The sequence below is a fragment of the Streptomyces sp. NPDC006997 genome (assembly GCF_040635175.1).
In the GTDB taxonomy this organism is placed as follows: Bacteria; Actinomycetota; Actinomycetes; order Streptomycetales; family Streptomycetaceae; genus Streptomyces.
On sequence record NZ_JBEYHH010000019.1, the window covers coordinates 18,641 to 40,438 of the forward strand.

The window sequence follows — 21,798 nt, forward strand, 5'->3', positions numbered from 1 at the left end:
CCGGTACCGAGGCCGCGGAACGCCCGTACGACGGACTGCCACTTGCCCGGCGCATAGGCCAATTGAGGGCGCCGGAGGCGGTTATCGACCTTGGGCCGGGGGCAGACGTCGGGGTATGGGCTGGACGCACGACTTCAGTGACGCAGCACGCAACCGCCGCTCGGGCCGCGCCCTGGGCACCCACCAGCGGGGCGGCACACCCCAGCTGGCGGGCACCGATCCGAGGGTGGGCATTCCGCGCATTCTGCGCCGCCGCGCCCGCTGGGTCTCGGTACGCCTACGTCACCCGCGCGGCTGACGCAGCCAGCTCCCCGTCCCCACGGTCCCTCGCCTCACAGGGCGCAGTTGTCGCTGTCCACCTGCTGGTTGGCGGTACGGCCCTCGGTGATGTCCTCCTGGATCTCGTCCGCGGTGAGGGCGTACCCGGTCTCGGCGTCGTCGAGGGACTTGGCGAAGACCACGCCGTAGACCTCACCCTGAGGGGTGAGCAGCGGACCGCCGGAGTTGCCCTGGCGGACGACGGCGTACAGGGAGTACACATCGCGGCGCACGGTGCCGCGGTGGTAGATGTCCGGGCCGTTGGCCGTGATCCGGCCGCGCACGCGCGCGGCGCGCACGTCGTACGACCCGTTCTCCGGGAAGCCCGCGACGATCGCGCTGTCCCCGCTGGCCGCGTCCTGCGAGGTGAAGCGGAGCGCGGGCGCGGACAGGTCCGGTACGTCGAGTACGGCGATGTCGCGCTTCCAGTCGTAGAGCACCACCGTGGCGTCGTACCGCCGCCCCTCGCCGCCTATCTGCACGGTGGGTTCGTCGACGCCGCCGACGACATGGGCGTTGGTCATGACGCGGCGGTCGGCGAAGACGAAGCCGGTGCCCTCAAGGACCTTGCCGCAACTCGTCGCCGTGCCCACGACCTTGACGATGGAACGCTGGGCGCGGGTGGCGACCTCGCTCTCCGCGAGGGCCGGGTCGGGCGGCTGGACGTCCGTGATGGGCTCGTTGGAGAACGGGCTGAAGACCTGCGGGAAGCCGTTCTGCGCGAGGACCGAGGAGAAGTCCGCGAACCAGGTGTCGGCCTGGTCGGGCAGGGCTCTGGACACGCCGAGGAGCACCTTGGAGTTACGGACCTCCTTGCCGAGCGTCGGCAGTGTGGTCCCGGCCAGGGCCGAACCGATCAACCAGGCGACCAGCAGCATCGCCACGACGTTGACGAGGGCGCCGCCGGTGGCGTCCAGCGCGCGGGCCGGGGACCAGGTGATGTGGCGGCGCAGCTTGTTGCCGAGGTGGGTGGTGAGCGCCTGGCCGACCGAGGCGCAGACGATCACGACGACGACCGCGACGACGGCGGCGGTCGTGCTCACCTCGGCGTTGTCCGTCAGGGCGTCCCAGAAGACGGGCAGCAGGTACACGGCCACGAGGCCGCCGCCCAGGAAGCCGATCACCGACAGGATGCCGACGACGAAGCCCTGGCGGTAGCCGACGATCGCGAACCAGACGGCGGCGACCAGCAACAGGATGTCCAGCACGTTCACCGCTTCACGCCTCGCCTCGTCACTTCCGTCGCTTCGATCGCCGGGATCGTCAGTTAAAGCTCGGCGCCCACCCTGTCATGACCGCAGGTCGAGCGTGACCAGCCGATCGCGGTCCCAGGGCCGCTCCCATCCCGCGTAGTGCAGCAGACGGTCGATCACTCCGGCCGTGAACCCCCACACCAGGGTTGATTCGACCAGGAATGCCGGGCCCTTGTGGCCCAGGGGGTGCATGGCCATCGCGCGGTTCGCCGGGTCCGTGAGGTCCGCCACGGGGACGGTGAACACCCGCGCGGTCTCGTTCGGGTCGACCACGCCGACCGGGGTCCGCTCGCGCCACCAGCCCAGCACCGGGGTCACCACGAAGCCGCTGACCGGGATGTAGAGCTTCGGCAGCACACCGAAGAGCTGGACGCCCGCCGGGTCGAGGCCGGTCTCCTCCTCGGACTCCCGCAGCGCGCACCACAGTGGACCGTCGGTCAGCGGATCGCCGTCCTCCGGGTCGAGGGCGCCGCCCGGGAACGACGGCTGCCCCGCGTGGGAGCGCAGCGAGCTGGCCCGCTCCATGAGCAGCAATTCCGGGCCCCGCTCGCCCTCGCCGAAGAGGATCAGCACGGCGGACTGCCGGCCCGCGCCGTCCTCCGGTGGCAGGAAGCGGCTCAGCTGGAGCGGCTCGACCGTCTCCACGGCGTGCACCACCGGGTCGAGCCAGCCCGGCAGACCCTCCTTGCTGAGCGTCACCGCACCGCCCCGCGTCTCACTCGCCCGCGTCATCGCCACCCCCGTTCTGCCCATTCCAACGCCCCGGACCTTCGAGATCGTTCCAGCGGGGGGCGCGGGATGTGCGGGAACCGCGGGAATCGGCGGGTGGGTGGGCCCTGGGTGGCCGGGACCGGGTGGGGCGCGACCGGCCGCCGTGGGCCCGTCATCCGGCCCCCAGCGGCGGCGCGGCCTTGCCTCCGGCGTCCAGGTACGCCTGCGGGGGGTTGAGCCGCTGGCCCGGCAGGCCGCCCTTCTCGTACTTGAGGAGCTTCTTCGCCTTCTCCGCGTCGGTCTCACCCTCGCCGTACGCCGGGCAGAGCGGGGCGATGGGGCAGGCGCCGCAGGCGGGCTTGCGGGCGTGGCAGATGCGGCGTCCGTGCCAGATCACGTGGTGCGACAGGTCCGTCCAGTCGCTCTTCGGGAACAGCGCGCCGATCGCCGCCTCGATCTTGTCGGGGTCGGTCTCGTCGGTCCACTGCCAGCGCCGCACCAGCCGCTGGAAGTGCGTGTCGACGGTGATGCCGGGCCGCCCGAAGGCGTTGCCGAGCACGACGAACGCGGTCTTGCGGCCTACGCCGGGCAGTTGGACGAGGTCTTCCAGCCTGCCGGGGACCTCGCCGCCGAAGTCGGCTGCCAGGGCCTTCGACAGCCCTATGACCGACCGGGTCTTGGCCCGGAAGAACCCGGTGGGCCGCAGGATCTCCTCGACCTCCTCCGGGTTGGCCGCGGCCAGGTCATCCGGCGTCGGGTACTTCGCGAACAGCGCCGGGGTGGTCTGGTTGACGCGCAGGTCGGTGGTCTGGGCGGACAGCACCGTGGCGACCAGGAGCTGGAAGGGGTTCTCGAAGTCCAGCTCCGGGTGGGCGTACGGGTAGACCTCGGCGAGTTCGCGGTTGATACGGCGGGCCCGGCGGACGAGCGCCGTACGGGACTCGCCCTTGGGCGGGTGCGCGGCGACGGTGCGGGCGGGGGCGGCGTCCTTGACGGCCGCGGTGGCCTTCTTCGGGGCGACGGTCGCCTTCTTGGCCACCGCCTTCTTGGCCACCGCCCCCTTCGTCGCTTTCGCCGCCTTTGTCGGCTTCATCGGCTTCGTCGCTTCCTTCGCTTTCTTACCGCCATCAGGGCCCTGTTCGCCCACAGCGGAATCGCGACGTACACCCATCCGCGCAGCCCCCCAGCCCTGTGCTCTCACCGGCGATTTGGACACCCGGCCAGCCTACGGCTACCCACTGACATCCGCCCCGGACCTGGTGGATCAGCCCCCAATTGGACCCCTGCCGCTTACCAGGCGACACACGTGCGGCATCCTTGTGACAGATCACACTGTTTGGACCGTCCGGCAAAATGGGCACCACGGTCCCCTGGTACCAAGGGGGAGAAAGATCCCCTGAGCAGGTCGACAAGGAGAGAACTCGTGGATGACGTTCTGCGGCGTAATCCGCTCTTCGCGGCGCTCGACGACGAGCAGGCCGCGGAGCTGCGCGCCTCCATGAGTGAGGTGACCCTCGCACGGGGCGACTCCCTGTTCCACGAGGGCGACCCGGGCGACCGGCTCTACGTGGTCACGGAGGGCAAGGTCAAGCTCCACCGCACGTCCCCCGACGGACGCGAGAACATGCTGGCCGTCGTCGGTCCCAGCGAGCTCATCGGAGAGCTGTCGCTCTTCGACCCGGGCCCCCGCACCGCGACCGCCACCGCGCTCACCGAGGTCAAGCTGCTGGGCCTCGGCCACGGCGACCTCCAGCCCTGGCTGAACGCCCGCCCCGAGGTGGCCACCGCGCTGCTGCGCGCGGTCGCCCGACGGCTGCGCAAGACCAACGACGCGATGTCCGACCTCGTCTTCTCGGACGTCCCCGGGCGCGTCGCGCGCGCCCTGCTGGACCTCTCGCGCCGCTTCGGCGTGCAGTCCGAGGAGGGCATCCACGTCGTGCACGACCTCACGCAGGAGGAGCTGGCCCAGCTGGTCGGCGCCTCGCGCGAGACGGTCAACAAGGCGCTCGCGGACTTCGCCCAGCGCGGCTGGCTGCGCCTGGAGGCGCGGGCCGTGATCCTGTTGGACGTGGAGCGGCTGGCCAAGCGGTCCCGCTGAACACGACGGACGGACCTGACACACCGGGCACGGGCTCTAGATGAGCCCGTGCTCCGTCAGGTAGTCCAGCTGCGCCCGCACGGACAGTTCCGCGGCGGGCCACAGGGAGCGGTCCACGTCGGCGTAGACGTGGGCGACGATCTCGCGCGGGGCGCGGTAGCCGTCCTCGACCGCCGTCTCGACCTGGGCGAGCCGGGTGGCGCGGTGGGCGAGGTAGTACTCGACGGCGCCCTGGGCGTCCTCCAGGACGGGCCCGTGGCCCGGGAGCACGGTGTGCACGCCGTCGTCGACCGTGAGGGACCTCAGCCGGCGCAGGGAGTCCAGGTAGTCGCCGAGACGGCCGTCAGGGTGCGCCACCATCGTCGTACCGCGCCCCAGGATCGTGTCGCCGGTCAGGACGGCCCGGTCGGCGGGCAGATGGAAGCAGAGCGAGTCCGCGGTGTGTCCCGGCGTCGGGACGACCCTCAGCTCCAGACCGCCCACCCGGACCACGTCCCCGGCCCCGAGGCCCTCGTCCCCGAGGCGCAGCGCCGGGTCCAGGGCCCGGACCTTCGTGCCGGTCAGCTCGGCGAAGCGGGCGGCGCCCTCGGCGTGGTCGGGGTGGCCGTGGGTGAGCAGGGTCAGGGCGACCCGGCGGCCCGCGGCCTGAGCCGTCCCGACGACGTGCCGCAGGTGCCCCTCGTCCAGCGGGCCCGGGTCGACGACGACGGCGAGGTCGGAGTCGGGCTCCGCCAGGATCCAGGTGTTGGTGCCGTCCAGGGTCATCGCGGAGGCGTTGGGCGCGAGGACGTTGACGGCCCGCTCGGTGGCGGGGCCCGTGCGGACACCGCCCCGGGGCTGGCCGGGCAGGGTGCTCGCGTCCGTCATGCGGGGGCTCCACCGGTCGGGATGTGCTTGGTGAACTCGTCGTGTCCCGGCCAGGAGAGCACGAGCTCGTCGCCCTCCAGCCGTGCCTTCGCCAGCACCGGCGTCAGATCACGGCCGGGGGCCGCGGCGAGGGCGTCGGCGGCCCTGCCGTACGGCGCGAGCTGGCGCAGGGTCGCGACCGTGGGCGGCATCATCAGCAGCTCGCCCTTGTCGTACGACGCCGCCGCCTCCGACGGCCGGATCCACACCGTGCGGTCCGCCTCCGTGGAGGCGTTGCGGGTGCGCTGGCCCTCGGGGAGGGCGGCCACGAAGAACCAGGTGTCGTAGCGGCGCGACTCGAACTCGGGGGTGATCCAGCGGGTCCAGGCGCCGAGCAGGTCGGAGCGCAGGACCAGGCCGCGGCGGTCCAGGAACTCGGCGAAGGACAGCTCGCGGGCGACCAGGGCGGCGCGGTCGGTCTCCCAGTCGGCGCCCGTCGTGTCGCCCACCACGGCGTCGGGCGTCGGCCCGGCGAGCAGGACGCCCGCCTCCTCGTACGTCTCCCGCACGGCCGCGCAGACGATGGCCTGGGCCGCCGCCTCGTCGACGCCGAGCCGGTCGGCCCACCACGCGCGCGTGGGGCCCGCCCAGCGGACGCCACGGTCGTCGTCGCGCGGGTCGACGCCGCCGCCCGGGTACGCGTACGCGCCCGCGGCGAAGGCCATGGAGGCGCGTCTGCGCAGCATGTGGACGACGGGTCCGGTGTCACCGTCTCTCAGCAGCATGACGGTGGCCGCGCGCTTCGGGGTCACCGGGGAGAGGGTGCCGTCCGCCAGCGCGCGGATCCGGTCCGGCCACTCCGGGGGGTACCACTGACCGTTCGCCATGGCCGGAGGCTATCCCGTAGTGCGCGGATGTTCGAGAGGCGACGATCACCTGCCTGACGTGCGGTCGGCACCGGCGGAGGGGGCGTGGGGCCGTTCTGCACGCGCGCGAGCGGCCCTGTGACACCCGCTTTGGGAGGGTGGGTCCTCTCACCCCACCGCACACCCGTCCGCCCGCGCTGGAGGGGCGGCAACCCGCCCCACGCGCGCACCGGTGACGCCTACCCCTCCGTCACCTCCACCTGGATCTCCACCTCCACCGGAGCGTCCAGCGGCAGCACCGCGACGCCGACCGCGCTGCGCGCGTGGACGCCCTTCTCGCCGAGGACGTCGGCGAGGAGTTCGCTGGCGCCGTTCAGGACGCCGGGCTGGCCGGTGAAGTCGGCTGCCGAGGCGACGAAGCCGACGACCTTCACGACGCGCGCGACGCGGTCCAGGTCACCGACGACGGACTTCACCGCGGCCAGCGCGTTCAGGGCGCAGATGCCGGCGAGCTGCTTGGCCTCGTCCGCGGTGACCTCCGCGCCCACCTTGCCGGTGACCGGCAGCTTGCCGTCCACCATGGGCAGCTGGCCCGCCGTGTAGACGTACGGACCGGTCCGCACGGCGGGCTGGTAGGCCGCCAGCGGCGGCACGACGTCCGGCAGCGTCAGGCCCAGCTCGCCGAGGCGCGCCTCGACCGCGCTCACGCCTGCTTCTCCCGCTTCAGGTAGGCCACCAGCTGCTCGGGGTTGTTCGGGCCCGGCACCACCTGGACGAGTTCCCAGCCGTCCTCGCCCCAGGTGTCCAGGATCTGCTTGGTGGCATGGACGAGCAGCGGCACGGTTGCGTATTCCCACTTGGTCATGGGGCCGACTGTATCCGCTGTCGACCAGCGGTTCGGCAGCTCCCACCCGCCTGACACCGGAACGATTGTCGTACCGAAGGGGCAGTTATCCACAGCCCCCGGCGTAGGCCGGGCGGGAACTGGTTACGCTCGAAGATGTGAGCAGGCTCCAGGTCGTCAGCGGCAAGGGCGGGACCGGTAAGACGACGGTCGCCGCCGCTCTCGCGCTGGCCCTGGCCACAGAGGGGAAGCGGACGCTCCTCGTCGAGGTCGAGGGTCGGCAGGGCATCGCCCAGCTCTTTGAAACGGAGGCACTGCCCTATGAGGAACGGAAGATCGCGGTGGCTCCCGGCGGCGGGGAGGTGTACGCCCTCGCCATCGACCCCGAACTGGCCCTCCTGGACTACCTCCAGATGTTCTACAAACTGGGGGGCGCCGGACGGGCCCTGAAGAAGCTCGGCGCGATCGACTTCGCCACCACCATCGCGCCCGGCCTGCGCGACGTACTCCTGACCGGCAAGGCCTGCGAGGCGGTCCGCCGCAAGGACAAGCACGGCCGCTTCGCATACGACTACGTCGTGATGGACGCGCCCCCGACGGGCCGCATCACCCGCTTCCTGAACGTCAACGACGAGGTCGCCGGGCTGGCCAAGATCGGCCCGATACACCATCAGGCGCAGGCCGTGATGCGGGTGCTGAAGTCGCGGGAGACGGAGGTGCACCTGGTGACGCTGCTGGAGGAGATGCCCGTCCAGGAGACCGCCGACGGCATCGCCGAACTCCGCGCGGCCCGGCTCCCGGTAGGCAGGATCATCGTGAACATGGTGCGTCCGGACGTCCTGGACGGCGAGGAGCTGGAGCTGCTGCGGATGGTGCCGCGGGCCGCGGTGGCCCGGTCCCTGTCGGCCGCCGGGCTGGGCGGGGCGCGCCGCGGACAGCACGCTGAGCGCCTGGTGGACCCGCTGCTGACCCAGGCCGAGGAGTACGCCGAGCGGTACGCGCTGGAGCACGAGCAGCGCACCGCCCTGGCCGAACTGGGTCTGCCGCTGCACGAACTGCCGCTGCTGACCGAGGGCATCGACCTGGCGGGTCTGTACGAACTGGCCACCGAGCTGCGGAAGCAGGGAATGTCATGAGCCCGGACCCGGCCGAGCACCCCGTGAACCCGTACGACAACCCGTACGACCCGAACCAACCGGCCCCGGCCGAGCGCGCCGCCCACCCGCACGACCCCGGCCGCCCGCACCCGCACCCCCACCCGCATCCCCACCACCTGTCCCCCATGCGCACCCTCGACGTCGACCCGCTGCTGGACGACCCGGCCACCCGCATCGTCGTCTGCTGCGGCGCGGGCGGCGTCGGCAAGACGACCACGGCGGCGGCGCTGGGGCTGCGGGCCGCCGAGCGGGGCCGCAAGGTGGTCGTCCTCACCATCGACCCGGCACGCAGGCTCGCCCAGTCCATGGGCATCGACTCGCTGGACAACACCCCGCGCCGGGTGAAGGGCGTCGAGGGCGACGGTGAGCTGCACGCGATGATGCTCGACATGAAGCGCACCTTCGACGAGATCGTCGAGGCGCACGCGGACGGCGAGCGGGCGGCGGCGATCCTCTCCAACCCCTTCTACCAGTCGCTCTCCGCTGGCTTCGCGGGCACGCAGGAGTACATGGCGATGGAGAAGCTGGGGCAGCTGCGGGCGACGGACGAGTGGGACCTGATCGTCGTCGACACCCCGCCGTCCCGGTCGGCGCTGGACTTCCTGGATGCGCCCAAGCGGCTCGGCTCGTTCCTCGACGGCAAGCTGATCCGCGTCCTGCTGGCGCCGGCGAAGGTCGGCGGTCGCGCGGGCATGAAGTTCCTGAACGTCGGCATGTCGATGATGACCGGCGCCCTGGGCAAGCTGCTGGGCGGTCAGCTGCTGAAGGACGTACAGACCTTCGTGGCGGCGATGGACTCGATGTTCGGCGGCTTCCGCACCCGCGCGGACGCGACGTACAAGCTCCTCCAGGCACCCGGCACGGCGTTCCTGGTCGTCGCGGCGCCGGAGCGGGACGCGCTGCGCGAGGCGGCGTACTTCGTGGAGCGGCTGGCCGCGGAGGACATGCCGCTGGCCGGTCTGGTGCTGAACCGGGTGCACGGCAGCGGCGCCGCCCAGCTGTCGGCCGAACGGGCACTCTCCGCCGCGGAGGAGCTGGACCTCGACGATCCCACCCACGAAGCGGAAGCGGAGCCGGACCTCGACGAATCCGTCGCCGGGGAGAATCTTGCGGAGCCCCGCATTGTGGATCAGCTGGACGGGAAAGCTGGACTTCGTAACTTCCCTTACACGTCCGGCAGTTCAGCTCTCGAGTCGGGTCCCGACGGAGGCTCCCCCGCCGCCAGGGACACGGAGGGCAGGTACCCCGCCGCAGACAAGGAGCGATCCGTCGACCAGCTCGCCGCGGGCCTGCTGAGGCTGCACGCCGAGCGGATGCGGCTGCTCTCGCGCGAGCAGCGTACGCGTGACCGTTTCACGGCACTGCACCCGGAGGTGGCGGTGGCCGAGGTGGCCGCGCTCCCCGGCGACGTGCACGACCTCGCGGGACTGCGGGACATCGGCGAACGTCTCGCGGACAACAGGCCGGAGCTGCCCGAGCCGTCGTCCGAGTAGCCCCGCACGGAAGGCGTGCGAGGAGTACCGCATGGGGCGGCGCGCGAGGAGCGCCGCATGTGGGCGTGCGGGGGAAGTGCCTGAGCCCGACTGCCTGAGCTAGACACCAGGTGGGTGAGGTGCGCCTGTGGGTGAGGGACCGGAGGCCCTCAACTCACCGCCGCATAGTTCTCGTACACCTCGTCGCTGTCGAGGGGAACCAGCCCGGCTCCCCGCTCGTACTCCAAACGCGCGGTCTCCAGCAGTCGGCGCCAGGAGGTCACGGTGGGCCGCCGGCGCAGCAGTGCGCGGCGCTCCCGTTCCGTCATGCCTCCCCACACGCCGAACTCGACGCGGTTGTCGAGCGCGTCGGCCAGGCACTCGGTCCGCACCGGACACCCGGTGCACACCGCCTTGGCTCTGTTCTGCGCTGCTCCCTGAACAAACAGTTCATCCGGATCGGTAGTGCGGCAGGCCGCCTGCGCACTCCAGTCGGTTACCCAGCCCATACCGGCGCCGTCCTCTCCCGAATCGAGGCTCCCCCACGGCGGCAGCGGCATATTCACCGCCGCCAGTTGAGGACGTTACGGAAGGTGGGCACAGCGCAACACCCCCTTCGGGCCCAATCTTGAATGGCCCGAACGGACTATGCGTAAGCGGCAGATCACCCGCGGGAGTGAGCTGGCGACATGCGCGACAATCGCGACGAAGTGGGATGGTTCTGTTGCGTCACAACGGACACCAGATGACACACAAGGCCGATTCGGACACGGCCCCCACACATAGCCAGCACGCCCCGACACGCCCCAGACGGCGGAAAACCGAAAAACCTGAGGAGACCCGAGGAGATCCGGAACGATTCGGGGTCGCCGGACGTATTGATACATGACCGCACTGCTGTGACAGTTGAGAGCAGCTTAGGCCAATGCCTGCGTGCGTGTCCGGCGAATGGGAACGCGGACCGTTCCACTTTGCCGTGCCGTGACCTGCCCTGCCCCACCCAGCTTGGTCCGGGTCGGCGGGCGGCCGGATCTCCGCGCGCGGGGGGTTCACCGTGCCGAGACCGACCGCTCCCTCGGATCGCTCATCTCTACGGATTAGGCTGCCCTCATGCCAAAGAAGCGCTCGGGCGGTGGTCTGTCGCCAACGCAGCAGGCCGCGAAGTTCCTCGGTGTCAGTGTGCTCGCGGGAGCCCTCATGGCGGGCATCGCGTTGCCCGCCGTAGGGGCGCTCGGTCTTGCCGCGAAGGGTTCGGTCGAGAGCTTCGACGAGCTCCCGGCCAACATGAAGACCCCGCCGCTGAGCCAGCGCACCACGATCCTCGACGCCGACGGCGGCCAGATCGCCACCGTCTACTCCCGCGACCGTACGGTGGTCGAGCTCAAGGACATCTCGCCGTACATGCAGAAGGCGATCGTCGCGATCGAGGACTCCCGCTTCTACGAGCACGGCGCGGTCGACCTGAAGGGCGTCCTGCGCGCGCTCAACAAGAACGCGCAGAGCGGTGGCGTGGCCGAGGGCGCCTCGACCCTCACCCAGCAGTACGTGAAGAACGTCTTCGTGGAGGAGGCGGGCGACGACCCGACCAAGGTCGCTCAGGCCACCCAGCAGACCATCGGCCGCAAGATCCGCGAGCTGAAGTACGCGATCCAGGTCGAGGAGGAGCTGGGCAAGAAGAAGATCCTGGAGAACTACCTCAACATCACGTTCTTCGGCCAGCAGGCGTACGGCGTCGAGGCCGCCGCCCGCCGGTACTTCTCCAAGTCGGCCAAGGACCTGAGCCTCCAGGAAGCGGCCCTGCTGGCGGGCATCGTCCAGTCGCCCAGCCGGTACGACCCGGTCAACGACGAGGCGGAGGCCACCAAGCGGCGCAACACCGTGCTGCGGCGCATGGCCGACGTCGGCGACATCTCCGAGGCGGAGGCCGAGAAGGCCGCGGCGAAGCCCTTGGGCCTGAAGATCAGCAACCCCAAGAACGGCTGCATCACGGCGGTCAACAACGCCAGCTTCTTCTGTGACTACGTGCGTGAGGTGTTCCTGAGCGACCCGGTCTTCGGCAAGACCAGGGAGGCCCGGGCCAAGGTCTGGAACCAGGGCGGCCTGACGATCAAGACGACCCTCACCCCGCAGGCGCAGGAATCGGTCCAGGCGTCGCTGAAGAGCCACATCAACAAGGGCGACTCGGTCGCCGCGGCGGTCACCCTGGTCGAGCCGGGCACCGGCAGGATCCTCGGCATGGGCCAGTCGAAGCCGTACGGCTACGGCAAGAACGAGACCGAGATCAACTACTCGGTCAACCACAGCGTGGGCGGCTCCAACTTCGGGTTCCCGACCGGTTCGACGTTCAAGCCGTTCGTCGCGGCGGCGGCGCTGGAGGAGGGGCGGCCGGTCACCCAGGAGTACTCGTCGCCGTACGAGATGCCCTACCCCGAGCCCGTGCAGACGTGCAGCGGCAAGCCGTGGACGAACGAGGGCAACGAGAGCGTCCCCAACGAGAGCGAGACGGAGGTCGGTCCGTACCGGCTGAAGGAGGCGATGGCGCTCTCCGTCAACACCTACTTCGTGCAGATGGTCGCCGACATCGGCCTGTGCCCGGTGATGAACATGACCGACGGCCTGCACGTCGTCCAGGGCAACGGCGACAAGCTGCCCGAGGTCCCCGCCGTCTCACTCGGCTCCAAGGGCATCTCCCCGCTGACGATGGCGAGCGCGTACGCCGCCTTCGCCTCCCGGGGCATGTACTGCACGCCGGTCGCGATCACGTCGATCACGCAGAAGATCGGCGACAAGAAGAAGTCGCTGGAGGTGCCGAAGTCGACCTGCTCGCGTGCCATGAGCGAGAAGACCGCGGACACCGTGAACACCCTGCTCCAGGGCGTGGTCGACTCCGGTACCGGCCAGGAAGCCGGTCTGACGGACCGCGCCAACGCCGGTAAGACGGGTACGACGGACGAGCGCAAGAACGCCTGGTTCGTCGGCTACACGCCGAACCTCTCGGGCGCGGTCTGGGTCGGCAGCGCCAGCCAGCAGGTCAAGATGACGAACCTGAGCATCGGCGGTGTCTACCACGCCCAGGTCTACGGCGGCTCGGTCCCGGGTCCCATCTGGCGCGACGCGATGACCGGCGCGCTGGAGGGCAAGGAGGCGCCGCCCTTCAACCTCGTCGACATCCCCAACCCCGACAAGAACAAGGACAAGGACAAGGACGACGAGGGCGATGACGACGGCGGCAACGGCGACAACGGCAACGGCGGTCTCATCGGTGGCCTGATCGGCGGCGGCGACGCGAACGGGGGCGGCGACGGCGGCTCCACCGAGCCGGACCCGACCTTCTCCATCCCGGAGAACTTCATCCAGGGACAGGGCGGCAACGGCATCGGGGGACGGGACTGACCCCGCGGCCACGGATGTGACGTACATCGGAGGGGTGCCCCTGTGCGCGAAGAAGCCCTTGACCAGGGGCACCACCCGCACCGACATGATCACGCCAACGTGTCAGTAAGGGCTTTCTCGCCTCCACGAGCAGATGACATGATCACGACCGGCGCCCCACCAGGGCGCTTTCGTCTGCTGTCGCCCAAGGAGGACACGTGAGATTCCGGTCACGGATCGGTGTGATGTTCGGTGCCCTGCTCAGCTCCCTCGCCCTGGCCCTCATGATCCCGAGTTCCGCGTCGGCGCAGGCGCTCGCCTGTGACAACTTCGGCTGCGACGGCCACGACCCGAACATCCAGACCTGGCAGGAGGGCCCGGTCTCCCCGTACGGCCCCTACCAGCTCGGCGGATCGTTCCTCTACGAGCTGCGGTGGGGCCGCACCGACGGCGACCAGTACAGCTGGGCCCGGCTGCACTACATCAGCGGCTCCAACGAGGGCGACTGGAGCGTGTACGTCCAGCGCTGCACCAAGGACCAGTCCACCTGCTACTGGCGCCTCGGCGAGAAGTCGGGCGGCGCCTCGGGCTGGACCGCCAAGATCCCCGGCGGCACCAACTACTACTGGACGCGCACCCCGATGTACTACAACCCCTCGACCCACATGATGCGGGCCTGCGTCGAGGACCCGTCGGGCGACCAGAGCTGCACCCCCTGGTACTGACCGGACCCGGGGCCGTCATCCCGACGGCCCCGACCGACCACGGGCGGGACGACGCACCAGCGCCGTCCCGCCCGTCTCCCTGCGCCCTCTCCGGCCTGCCGAACGGCACCCGGCCTCAGCTGAACCGGGCCGCCCGGCGGCGTCGCGAGGCGTCGGTCACGTCCGGGACCACTCCGGCCCCGGCGCCCGGGGTCAGACTCCAGCCACGGATCTTGGCGGCGACCTGGGACAGACGGGCGTCGCCCGGAGGTACGCCGAGGTAGAACAGCCCTTCCTGCGGACGACGGTCGTCCCCGCCCCAGCGGACGACGCCCTCCGTGTCGGCCAGGATGTCGCGGATGACCAGTTCCTGACCCGCGGAGAACGCGCCCCGCGCGCCCGCCGGGTAGGAGCCCGGCCGGATGACGACGGCGGTGCCGGACGCCTGGTTCGACTCGGGGCGCCGACTGTCGCGTACGGCGGACGGCACGACCCAGCCCTGCAGGGGCAGCGGTTCCTCGCCCGCGCGCAGGGCGTCCAGCTCGTAGTGGAAGCGACGGACCACATGGACCAGGACCGTCTCCACGTCGCCCATGCGGAGTGCGACGGTCAGCCCGGTTCCGGCCACGGGACAGGTCACGATGTCACCGTCGTCGTCCACGGCCTTCTGCATCTCCCAGCCGTTGGCGGACGGACGGCCGGTGGAGAGACGACGACGGCGCGCCTCGGCGCGGCGTATCGCCTCCTTCAGCTCCTCGTTCGCGGGCGGTTTCGGTGCGGCGGCCCCGGGTGCCGTCGGCCCGGCCGCGGCGGGCGTCGACAGGAAACCGGTGGTGGTGAGGCTCGCGGCGGCGATGACACCGGTGGCGAGGGTGGCTCTGCGGGTGATGCCGGAGTTGCTCAACGACTCGACCTCTCTTCCCTGCTGTCGTGCGTTCCTTGTGATGGCTGCCAGGTGCCGTGGACTCTTGGTGCCACCGACTCTTGGTGCCACCGACTCTTGGTGCCAATGGTTCTGTTGGTGTGCCATGACTGACTGCGAGTCCGTCAGAGCCCGCGAATCGCGAAGTTGTACTTCTCGAAGATGGCGTAGAGCGGCATACGCTGCGTCGCGTGCTCCTCGGCCTCGGAGCCGAAGCCCTGGTACCGCCGCAGGACCTCGTAGATCTCCGTCTCGGAGTAGTCGAGGGCCGGGCGCCGGATCGGGGTCTCCTCGTGGTCGCCCGCTTTCCCGTCGGCCCCCCAGATGTGCATGTGCGGCACCGTGCTCAGGTTGAAGACGTTGTCCTGGTTGACCTTCTGCCACATCGCCCAGCGATCGCTCTCGGAGGTCGCGTCGAGGATGGAGCCCTCCAGGAGCCCCGACCGGATCGAGTTGTTGCGCGCCAGAATGCAGGTACGACCGGAGATCTTGCCGATCCCGGTACTGCTGTCGACCAGTCGCTCGACCACGGGAAAGTCCTTGGCCCAGTCCGGAACATATCCGGAGTGGTAGAGCCAGACACCGGCGTCCTCGATCAGGTCCTTCTGGCTGTAGTGGCAGAACTCCCAGAAGGCCGAGGTCTGGATGAGCGCCTTGCGCATACGGTGCCTACGCGCCCCCGAGGTGATGAGGGCGTCGTAACTGATGATCGTCTCCAGGCATTCCTGGAGGGTGTAGATGCGCTCTCCGCCGGGCTTCCCGATCGACGCCATATAGTCCTGGACTTCCTGGAGCAGGGAAGGCCACAGGTCGATGTCGAACCCGATGTCCAGCTTCCAGGTGGAAGACGGGTAGAAGTCGCCCTGCCCGGTGTCCCGACCCGACGCTATGTTGTTGTCGATCTCGATCTGCCCGTCACCGGAACCGACCGTCTTGGTCACGATCTGGTCGAACGCCCAGTTCTCGGGCATCGGATAGCCGAGGTTTCCGGAGAACCCGGACGACATGTCCGATACGAAGCTGGCATCCGCGTACCCCGCCGCAGAAATACGGGAACAGGCGTTACGCGGACCGTACACCCCGATTTTGAACGGGCTGCCCAGCTTGTCCATCTGCTCTCTGATCTTCTGGAAGTACGGCAGGATGTACGCCGTGACTTCCTCGTCCACGGCGTCGTAGTCGACGGCGAAGTAGATACGCGCACCCGGCTTGAAGCCGTGCTCCTCCGCCTTGTACGAGGCGGTCAGACAGTCCGTGACTCCCTGGTCGGGGCTGTAGTAGTCGACCGAGCGCGCCCACGTCTGGTAAATGGGGAAACAGCGCAGCCCGTATTCCTTGATGGTCGCCAGCTCACCCGGCTGGATCTCCTTCTCCGGCAGTGAGGTGGACGAGGGGTTGTAGAGGTACCGCCCCACGTACCTGTAGCCAGCCGCCTTCAGGGCCTGCGCCCGCGCGGGCGTGATCTTCGTGACCCCGTCACACGCCTCACCCTGACGGCTCTGGTCCCCGTACGACACCAGCAGCGCCGCCCAGGTCGGGAAGTCCCCCTGCCCGGTCACCCCGAGCTTCATGAACGACTGGAACGTACTGACGCTGCTGGCCAGCGAGGACGTGAAGGAGCTGGAGAACGAGACCGGCCGTTTGTTGAGCACCATCGCCCCGGTGAACAGCTGCACCCACACCCCGGACGACCCGGTCGAGACCGTGTGACTCCTCAGCCCGGACTGGGTTCCGGGCCCGAAAACCCCGTTGGCGACACCGTCGGCCATACCCAGCTCGTACTGAATGGCGAAGAGCATCGACTTGGCGACGTCACGGGAGTGATGGCCGTCGCAGGGAATGATGTAGAAGTCCTTGCGGAGGACGTAGCGCCCGTTCAGCCACTGCTGAATGGAACGAATGGTCTCCGAACCGTTGTTGACCGTGACATAGGCGTCCATGTTCAGCAGGCCCTTGACCACCTTCGGCCACAGGGAGCTGCCGGGATAGGTACCGCTGACGCCCATGTTCGCGTTCAGCTGCGCCACCGCCGCCTTGACGCGGTCGTTGTAGGTGCCGTCGATCTCACCGCCGTCGTAGCCCTTGCAGTAGAGCGCCGACTGGATGATGCGGCAGAAGTTCGCCGACGGGATCGTGGTCTCGTCGAGCTTTCCGTACTTTTCCTGGAGGGTGGCGAGCGTGGTCGGACCGAAGTTGTTCGACAGCGAAGAGATACCCATCTCGTACTGCAGGGCCCGCGTTAGCGCGTACATGACAATCCAACCGGTACGGCCGTTCTCATCCAACTTCGGGATACCGAGGGTGGCGCCGTCCCCGTAGGTCGTGTTGATGAACCTCTGAGCACGCAGCACCATCTCGTCAGCCATTGGCTTCCTTCCTCTCGGATCGACCTCAAAACCAAGAGGAGGGCATGGGAAAACCCCGCAACTCACAGGAATACGCGGAACCCCCGGATTTCACTCGTCCCCCGAGCCCCCCTCGCGGTTAGTAGAAACCTAGATCATCTGGGGGTGGCGCGAGAAGGATCCCAGTCCGCCGAAAGCACAAAGGCCGGATTTTGCCTTCGCCCAAGCGTCCCGGGAATACTTTTCAAGACGCATGTACTGTGTACGTACCGTACGAATTCCCCATCAGCACGCCTCCCGGACGCGCACCCAAAACACGCAAAAGGGAACCATGCGGGGCGGCTGCCCGCCACCGGGTGCCCCTGGTCCTTACCTCGCCACCACCACCCAGAGGCGGTTCTCGGTCATCTGGCTGGGTCGGCCGGTCGGCCGCAGGTCAGGGTCTTGACGGTCAGGGGCTCGGGCGTCAAGCAACAGGCAAGGGGTGCGGCGGGCCGCCGCTCATACCGCAACGACCCGCCGCACCCCGGTGGTTGGGCTTCGCTTACGCAAGGCTCAACCGGCAACAGGCTCAACCCGCCAACAGGCTCAACCGGCCAACCGCTTCTTCACCGCCGCCGCGACCCTGCCGCCCTCCGCCAGACCGGCCACCTTCGGGTTCACGATCTTCATGACCGCACCCATGGCACGCGGCCCCTCGGCGCCACCGGCCTTGGCCTCCTCGACGGCCTGGGCGACGATCTGCTCCAGCTCCTCGTCGCTGAGCTGCTTGGGCAGGTACGCGGCGAGCACCTCGCCCTCCGCTTTCTCCCGCTCGGCGCTCTCGGCACGACCACCCTGCGCGAAGGCGTCCGCGGCCTCCCGCCGCTTCTTCGCCTCCTTGGTGATCACCTTGAGGACCTCGTCGTCGGACAGCTCCCGCTTCTCCTTGCCCGCGACCTCCTCCTTGGTGATCGCGGCGAGCGTCAGCCGGAGCGTCGAGGAGCGCAGCTCGTCACGCTCCTTGATGGCGGCGTTGAGGTCATCGTGCAGCTTCGACTTGAGCGTGGTCATGCGGTCGATTGTCGCAGGTGTGGACGCCCGTACGCCCGCAGGTTTCCGCACCGGCGCCCCGGCGGATCCCGCAATCCCCCGCTGTTCCCCGGACACCCCCCGGGGGCCCTCCTCGGGGTTCCCTCAGGGCGATGTCCGGGACGGCCCGGACGTGACGCACCGGCGAGGTCTGACACGATGGAGACATGCGCGCGCGATACAAGGTTCCCCTGGGCACCACGGCGGTCGCAGCCGCCGGTCTCGTCTACTCCGCGGGTTTCGAAACCCGCTCGTTCCGCCTCCGCCGGGTCACGGTCCCGGTACTGCCCTCGGGTATGCGCCCGCTGCGCGTGCTGCACGTCTCCGACATCCACATGGTCAGCGGCCAGCGCAAGAAGCAGCGCTGGCTGCGCTCACTCGCCGGGCTGCGCCCCGACTTCGTGGTCAACACGGGCGACAACCTGTCCGACCCGGAGGGCGTACCGGAGGTCCTGGACGCCCTCGGCCCCCTGATGGACTTCCCTGGCGCCTACGTCTTCGGATCCAACGACTACTACGGCCCCACCCTGCGCAACCCCGCCCGCTACCTCCTCGAAAAGCTCCAGGGCCGCCACGGTCTGAACGGCAACCCGCCCGTCGTAGGCGCCGTGCACAACCCCTGGGAGGACCTGCGGGACGGCTTCGACGCGGCGGGCTGGCTGAACCTGACGAACACCCGCGGCTCGCTGAAGGTCGACGGGGTCTCGGTCGAGCTGACGGGCGTGGACGACCCGCACATCAAGCGGGACCGCTACGAGGAGGTGGCCGGGGGCCCCTCAACGTCCTCGGACTTCTCCATGGGCGTGGTCCACGCCCCGTACCTCCGCGCCCTGGACGCCTTCACCGCCGACGGCTACCCCCTGATCCTCGCCGGCCACACCCACGGCGGCCAGCTCTGCATCCCCTTCTACGGCGCCCTGGTCACCAACTGCGACCTGGACACGGACCGGGTGAAGGGCCTGTCGACGCACACGGCGGAGGGCCGTACGTCGAACCTGTACGTCTCGGCGGGCTGCGGCACGAGCCGCTACACGCCGGTCCGCTTCGCCTGCCCACCGGAGGCGACACTGCTGACACTGGTGGGCAAGGAGGACTAACCTCCCTAACCCGGACAGCTCACCCAACATCGCCCCATTCCCCCAATCTGCCTACTTTGGGGGCATGACCGCCCCCATCCCCAGGGACATCCCGGACATCCCCGCGATCCCCGGTGTGCCCGGCCTGCTCCCCGCGCCCGTCCCCGCCTCGGCGGTGATACCTCCGGTACGCCGCCCGGTGACGGCCACCCTCCGCCTGCTGACGGCCCTGACAGCGGCAGCGGCGGTGACGCTGGCGTTCCTGCACGGCGACCCGCTGACGGTGCTGAGCCTGTTCGCCGTCCAGAGCACGATCCTGCTGACCCTGGTCCTCGCCCTGTCGGCCCGCCGCTCCTGGACCGCCCGGCGCCCCCTCCCCGCCCCCCTCACCGGCGCGACGGTCCTCTACGTCACGATCGGCGCCCTGGTCCACCACCTCCTGCCGACCACCACGCCGACGCTCACCGAGCCGGCCTCCTGGCAGTCCACTCTGGCCGGCCACCTGATCCACACGGCCCTCCCCCTGGCGGCCCTTCTGGACTGGCTCCTGCTCACGCCCCCGGCCCGCCTCCACCTCCGCAAGGCCAGCGCCTGGCTCCTGTACCCCCTGGCCTACCTGGCCTTCACCGTCGTCCGCGGAGAGCTGCTCCCGGTACCCTCCGCCGACCGCTACCTCTACCCCTTCCTCGACATCGCGGCCCACGGCTACAAGAGCACCCTCGGCAACGCCCTCCTCCTTGGCCTCGCCTGCTACGCCCTCGCCGTCCTCCTGGTCGCCCTCGACCATCTCCGCCCGAACCCGATCCGCTCCCACGCCAAAACCGGATTTCGTCTCCAGCCACCGGTGGGCTAAAGTAAACGTCGTCGCCGCGACAGCAGCGACGATCGGGGTGTAGCGCAGCTTGGCAGCGCGCTTCGTTCGGGACGAAGAGGTCGTGGGTTCAAATCCCGCCACCCCGACAGGGAAACACCAGGTCAGGCCCGGTACTGAGAGATCAGCGCCGGGCCTGATTTGCTGTGAGTGACTAACTGCGTGACTGTCGCTTCGGACCGGCGCCAAAGATGCCGTCCATCGCGGTCGCGCCGGACTGAATCACCGGGCGGATCTGCTTCCGGTAGACCTCTTCGGTGACGGCCGTACTTGAGTGACCGACCAACCGGGAGATCTCCTCAATCGGCATCCCGCCGTCCGAGAGGATCGACACGAACGTCTGCCTCAGCTCTCGCGGTGTCCACTCCTCAGCGGTGATCCCGTCGACCCGGGCGAGCACGCGCCGGAACTCGCGCCGCACGTTGGCTGAGTCCAATGCCGTGCCCACGGCGGACGTGAAGACGAGACCGTTCTCCTTCCAGTTGGTGCCGGCCGCGAGACGCTGCCACCCCTGACGCTCCCACTGAATCCTCAGCGCATCGATGGCGCGTCCCGGCAGCGCGAGCGTCCGCCGTGACTTGCGCGTCTTCGTGTCCCCGGTGCTGCGGACCGAGCGCCACACGGCGATGTGGGGCGGAATCTCGGGGATCGCCTTCGGGTCGCCGTCAAGGTCAACGTGATCCCAGCGCAGGGGGCGAACCTCTTCCGTCCGGCCACCGGTGAGGAGGGACACCACGATGTAGGCGTACAGCGGGGAGTCCGCCGCCGCATCCAACACCCCCTCCGCCTGCGCCAACGTCAGGGACTTCGACGGCCGCCCGGGGCGGCCGGTGGGGACCGAGCACAGTTCCACGACGTTGCGCTTCACCTTGTCTCGCGCCATGGCCCGCTTCACCGCACGGTTCAGGCACGAGCGGATCGCTTCCAGGGAACGGGTGCTCAGTACCTTCGCCTTGTCGGCGAGCCACTTGTCAACGTCGTCGGCGCTGAGGTCCCGGAGCTTCCGGGCCCCCAGAGCCGGGACGACGTGGGTGTTGCACAGGATCGTGTTCGTCGTGACCGTCCCGGCGTCCCGACCGTTCAACCCGTACGCGAGCCAGTCCGTCACCGCGTCCTTGACCGTGTAGCCGGTGGGCGCGATCGCAAGACCGTCCTCGTAGTCCCGCAAAACCTCCTTCAGCTTCTCCTTGGCGGCCGTCTTGGTCTTGCCACTGGCCCGCTTCACGATCCGCTTTCCACTCGGGTCGAAGCCGAGACTGGCCGTGGCAATCCAGCGTTGACGCTTGTCGTCCCAGTGAAGGCCGCCGTCTCCCCGGCTGCGGCGCTTGGTCACTTGCTCTCTCCTGCCTCGCGCTCCAACAGCGCGGTGTACTCGTGGATGGCGGATGCGGGGATACGCCGGGCACGTCCTTCCTTGACGGTGCGGAGGCGTCCGGTGCGTATCAGGCCGTAGATCACGGTGCGGCTCAGCCTCAGGGCGCGTTCGGCGTCCGAGACCTTATAGAGGACGGGTTCGACGGTCGTGGCTCGCTCCGGAGAGGCGAGGGTCATGGCGTCTCCTGAGGGGAAGTGCTCCGCACAAACCACAAAATCCGCAGAAAAGCCGGGACCGGCCGTTGGCCTGCGGTGATGCGATGCGCGAGAGGTGACGGGAAGCGCTCCGCAGAAACCCGCGATATTCCGCAAAAATCAGGGGCGGTCGGTGACCGGGCCCCGGGGGGTGGTGCTCGGTTTTTTGCGGAATATCGCGGGATTGCGCGACGGGCCCCCGACCGGGATGGGGCGGGGTCCGCGTCGCAGGTCAGCGAGGGTGTCCGGGGTTTATTGCGGATTTCGCGGTTTGTGCGGGAGGGGTTGAGGGTTCGGACCGTG

The 21,798-nt window shown here is 69.4% G+C and carries 21 protein-coding genes and 1 tRNA gene; 9 read left to right on the forward strand and 13 right to left on the reverse strand.

All coding sequences use genetic code 11. The features are described 5' to 3' along the window. The first annotated feature begins 115 nt into the window (after window positions 1-115). Complete coding sequence (locus ABZ659_RS20005; RefSeq protein WP_360221497.1) at window positions 116-298, forward strand: hypothetical protein; 183 nt, start codon at window positions 116-118, stop codon at window positions 296-298. A gap of 34 nt (window positions 299-332) precedes the next feature. On the opposite strand, the gene ABZ659_RS20010 is transcribed toward ABZ659_RS20005, so the two are convergent. From ABZ659_RS20010 to nth, 3 genes are all read right to left on the reverse strand, one after another. Further along, window positions 333-1,532: a MarP family serine protease gene (locus tag ABZ659_RS20010; RefSeq protein WP_360221500.1), complete on the reverse strand. Its 1,200-nt coding sequence runs from the start codon at window positions 1,530-1,532 to the stop codon at window positions 333-335. A gap of 75 nt (window positions 1,533-1,607) precedes the next feature. Then, window positions 1,608-2,303, reverse strand: a complete 696-nt coding sequence (locus ABZ659_RS20015) for a CoA pyrophosphatase (protein WP_360221503.1) — start codon at window positions 2,301-2,303, stop codon at window positions 1,608-1,610. 151 nt (window positions 2,304-2,454) lie between these two features. Next, window positions 2,455-3,375: an endonuclease III gene (gene nth, locus ABZ659_RS20020; RefSeq protein WP_360221506.1), complete on the reverse strand. Its 921-nt coding sequence runs from the start codon at window positions 3,373-3,375 to the stop codon at window positions 2,455-2,457. Between the two features lie 330 nt (window positions 3,376-3,705). Between nth and ABZ659_RS20025 the strand changes: the two genes are divergently transcribed. Next, the gene (locus ABZ659_RS20025; RefSeq protein WP_020129286.1) at window positions 3,706-4,380 is read left to right on the forward strand and encodes a Crp/Fnr family transcriptional regulator; all 675 of its coding nucleotides are present in this window, start codon (window positions 3,706-3,708) and stop codon (window positions 4,378-4,380) included. Between the two features lie 36 nt (window positions 4,381-4,416). Here ABZ659_RS20025 and ABZ659_RS20030 read toward each other — a convergent pair whose 3' ends face one another. From ABZ659_RS20030 to ABZ659_RS20045, 4 genes are all read right to left on the reverse strand, one after another. Further along, the gene (locus tag ABZ659_RS20030) at window positions 4,417-5,247 is read right to left on the reverse strand and encodes an MBL fold metallo-hydrolase (protein ID WP_360221509.1); all 831 of its coding nucleotides are present in this window, start codon (window positions 5,245-5,247) and stop codon (window positions 4,417-4,419) included. Next, complete coding sequence (locus ABZ659_RS20035) at window positions 5,244-6,113, reverse strand: NUDIX hydrolase (RefSeq protein WP_360221512.1); 870 nt, start codon at window positions 6,111-6,113, stop codon at window positions 5,244-5,246. Before ABZ659_RS20035 ends, ABZ659_RS20030 begins: the two co-directional genes overlap by 4 nt. Before the next feature lie 218 nt (window positions 6,114-6,331). Then, on the reverse strand, window positions 6,332-6,799 hold the full coding sequence (locus ABZ659_RS20040) for a RidA family protein (protein WP_360221515.1): 468 nt from the start codon (window positions 6,797-6,799) through the stop codon (window positions 6,332-6,334). Further along, complete coding sequence (locus ABZ659_RS20045; RefSeq protein ID WP_003975360.1) at window positions 6,796-6,957, reverse strand: DUF4177 domain-containing protein; 162 nt, start codon at window positions 6,955-6,957, stop codon at window positions 6,796-6,798. Before ABZ659_RS20045 ends, ABZ659_RS20040 begins: the two co-directional genes overlap by 4 nt. Before the next feature lie 137 nt (window positions 6,958-7,094). Here ABZ659_RS20045 and ABZ659_RS20050 point away from each other — a divergent pair, with 137 nt between their 5' ends. Both ABZ659_RS20050 and ABZ659_RS20055 read left to right on the forward strand, forming a co-directional pair. After that, the gene (locus tag ABZ659_RS20050) at window positions 7,095-8,072 is read left to right on the forward strand and encodes an ArsA-related P-loop ATPase (RefSeq protein WP_360221518.1); all 978 of its coding nucleotides are present in this window, start codon (window positions 7,095-7,097) and stop codon (window positions 8,070-8,072) included. A 146-nt stretch (window positions 8,073-8,218) separates the two neighbouring features. After that, entirely contained in the window at window positions 8,219-9,586 is a 1,368-nt protein-coding gene (locus ABZ659_RS20055; RefSeq protein WP_360221899.1) for an ArsA family ATPase, read from the forward strand. Window positions 9,587-9,735: 149 nt separating this feature from the next. Here the strand turns inward: ABZ659_RS20055 and wblA are convergent, their stop codons facing one another. Then, entirely contained in the window at window positions 9,736-10,074 is a 339-nt protein-coding gene (wblA, locus tag ABZ659_RS20060) for a transcriptional regulator WblA (RefSeq protein ID WP_210923016.1), read from the reverse strand. A 601-nt stretch (window positions 10,075-10,675) separates the two neighbouring features. Here wblA and ABZ659_RS20065 point away from each other — a divergent pair. Together ABZ659_RS20065 and ABZ659_RS20070 are read left to right on the forward strand one after the other, a co-directional pair. Then, entirely contained in the window at window positions 10,676-12,958 is a 2,283-nt protein-coding gene (locus tag ABZ659_RS20065; RefSeq protein ID WP_360221521.1) for a transglycosylase domain-containing protein, read from the forward strand. 197 nt (window positions 12,959-13,155) lie between these two features. After that, complete coding sequence (locus tag ABZ659_RS20070; protein ID WP_360221524.1) at window positions 13,156-13,662, forward strand: hypothetical protein; 507 nt, start codon at window positions 13,156-13,158, stop codon at window positions 13,660-13,662. A 115-nt stretch (window positions 13,663-13,777) separates the two neighbouring features. Here ABZ659_RS20070 and ABZ659_RS20075 read toward each other — a convergent pair whose 3' ends face one another. The 3 genes from ABZ659_RS20075 to ABZ659_RS20085 all read right to left on the reverse strand — a co-directional run bounded on the left by ABZ659_RS20075 (window position 13,778) and on the right by ABZ659_RS20085 (window position 17,961). Beyond that, a complete protein-coding gene (locus ABZ659_RS20075; RefSeq protein ID WP_360221527.1) occupies window positions 13,778-14,545 on the reverse strand; it encodes a hypothetical protein in 768 nt (255 codons plus the stop codon). Between the two features lie 143 nt (window positions 14,546-14,688). Then, on the reverse strand, window positions 14,689-16,929 hold the full coding sequence (locus ABZ659_RS20080; RefSeq protein WP_360221530.1) for a glycoside hydrolase domain-containing protein: 2,241 nt from the start codon (window positions 16,927-16,929) through the stop codon (window positions 14,689-14,691). 567 nt (window positions 16,930-17,496) lie between these two features. Beyond that, a complete protein-coding gene (locus tag ABZ659_RS20085) occupies window positions 17,497-17,961 on the reverse strand; it encodes a GatB/YqeY domain-containing protein (protein WP_360221533.1) in 465 nt (154 codons plus the stop codon). Window positions 17,962-18,146: 185 nt separating this feature from the next. Here ABZ659_RS20085 and ABZ659_RS20090 point away from each other — a divergent pair, with 185 nt between their 5' ends. From ABZ659_RS20090 to ABZ659_RS20100, 3 genes are all read left to right on the forward strand, one after another. After that, window positions 18,147-19,076 carry a metallophosphoesterase gene (locus ABZ659_RS20090; RefSeq protein ID WP_360221536.1) on the forward strand — a complete coding sequence of 310 codons (930 nt, stop codon included), beginning with the start codon at window positions 18,147-18,149 and terminating at the stop codon, window positions 19,074-19,076. Between the two features lie 64 nt (window positions 19,077-19,140). Then, window positions 19,141-19,908 carry a Pr6Pr family membrane protein gene (locus ABZ659_RS20095; RefSeq protein ID WP_360221539.1) on the forward strand — a complete coding sequence of 256 codons (768 nt, stop codon included), beginning with the start codon at window positions 19,141-19,143 and terminating at the stop codon, window positions 19,906-19,908. 33 nt (window positions 19,909-19,941) lie between these two features. Then, a tRNA-Pro gene (locus tag ABZ659_RS20100) sits at window positions 19,942-20,015 on the forward strand. 65 nt (window positions 20,016-20,080) lie between these two features. Here ABZ659_RS20100 and ABZ659_RS20105 read toward each other — a convergent pair. Both ABZ659_RS20105 and ABZ659_RS20110 read right to left on the reverse strand, forming a co-directional pair. Then, on the reverse strand, window positions 20,081-21,259 hold the full coding sequence (locus tag ABZ659_RS20105; protein WP_360221542.1) for a site-specific integrase: 1,179 nt from the start codon (window positions 21,257-21,259) through the stop codon (window positions 20,081-20,083). After that, window positions 21,256-21,477: a helix-turn-helix domain-containing protein gene (locus ABZ659_RS20110; protein ID WP_360221545.1), complete on the reverse strand. Its 222-nt coding sequence runs from the start codon at window positions 21,475-21,477 to the stop codon at window positions 21,256-21,258. Before ABZ659_RS20110 ends, ABZ659_RS20105 begins: the two co-directional genes overlap by 4 nt. Between the last annotated feature and the right edge of the window lie 321 nt (window positions 21,478-21,798).

Bases quoted from the DNA above. Each gene is read 5' to 3' on its own strand.
- ABZ659_RS20095 (WP_360221539.1), top strand. From the start codon at position 19,141: ATGACCGCCCCCATCCCCAGGGACATCCCGGACATCCCCGCGATCCCC.
- ABZ659_RS20065 (WP_360221521.1), top strand. From the start codon at position 10,676: ATGCCAAAGAAGCGCTCGGGCGGTGGTCTGTCGCCAACGCAGCAGGCC.
- ABZ659_RS20085 (WP_360221533.1), bottom strand. From the start codon at position 17,961: ATGACCACGCTCAAGTCGAAGCTGCACGATGACCTCAACGCCGCCATC.
- nth (WP_360221506.1), bottom strand. From the start codon at position 3,375: ATGAAGCCGACAAAGGCGGCGAAAGCGACGAAGGGGGCGGTGGCCAAG.
- wblA (WP_210923016.1), bottom strand. From the start codon at position 10,074: ATGGGCTGGGTAACCGACTGGAGTGCGCAGGCGGCCTGCCGCACTACC.
- ABZ659_RS20110 (WP_360221545.1), bottom strand. From the start codon at position 21,477: ATGACCCTCGCCTCTCCGGAGCGAGCCACGACCGTCGAACCCGTCCTC.
- ABZ659_RS20005 (WP_360221497.1), top strand. From the start codon at position 116: ATGGGCTGGACGCACGACTTCAGTGACGCAGCACGCAACCGCCGCTCG.
- ABZ659_RS20090 (WP_360221536.1), top strand. From the start codon at position 18,147: ATGCGCGCGCGATACAAGGTTCCCCTGGGCACCACGGCGGTCGCAGCC.
- ABZ659_RS20080 (WP_360221530.1), bottom strand. From the start codon at position 16,929: ATGGCTGACGAGATGGTGCTGCGTGCTCAGAGGTTCATCAACACGACC.
- ABZ659_RS20015 (WP_360221503.1), bottom strand. From the start codon at position 2,303: ATGACGCGGGCGAGTGAGACGCGGGGCGGTGCGGTGACGCTCAGCAAG.
- ABZ659_RS20055 (WP_360221899.1), top strand. From the start codon at position 8,219: ATGCGCACCCTCGACGTCGACCCGCTGCTGGACGACCCGGCCACCCGC.
- ABZ659_RS20045 (WP_003975360.1), bottom strand. From the start codon at position 6,957: ATGACCAAGTGGGAATACGCAACCGTGCCGCTGCTCGTCCATGCCACC.
- ABZ659_RS20035 (WP_360221512.1), bottom strand. From the start codon at position 6,113: ATGGCGAACGGTCAGTGGTACCCCCCGGAGTGGCCGGACCGGATCCGC.
- ABZ659_RS20030 (WP_360221509.1), bottom strand. From the start codon at position 5,247: ATGACGGACGCGAGCACCCTGCCCGGCCAGCCCCGGGGCGGTGTCCGC.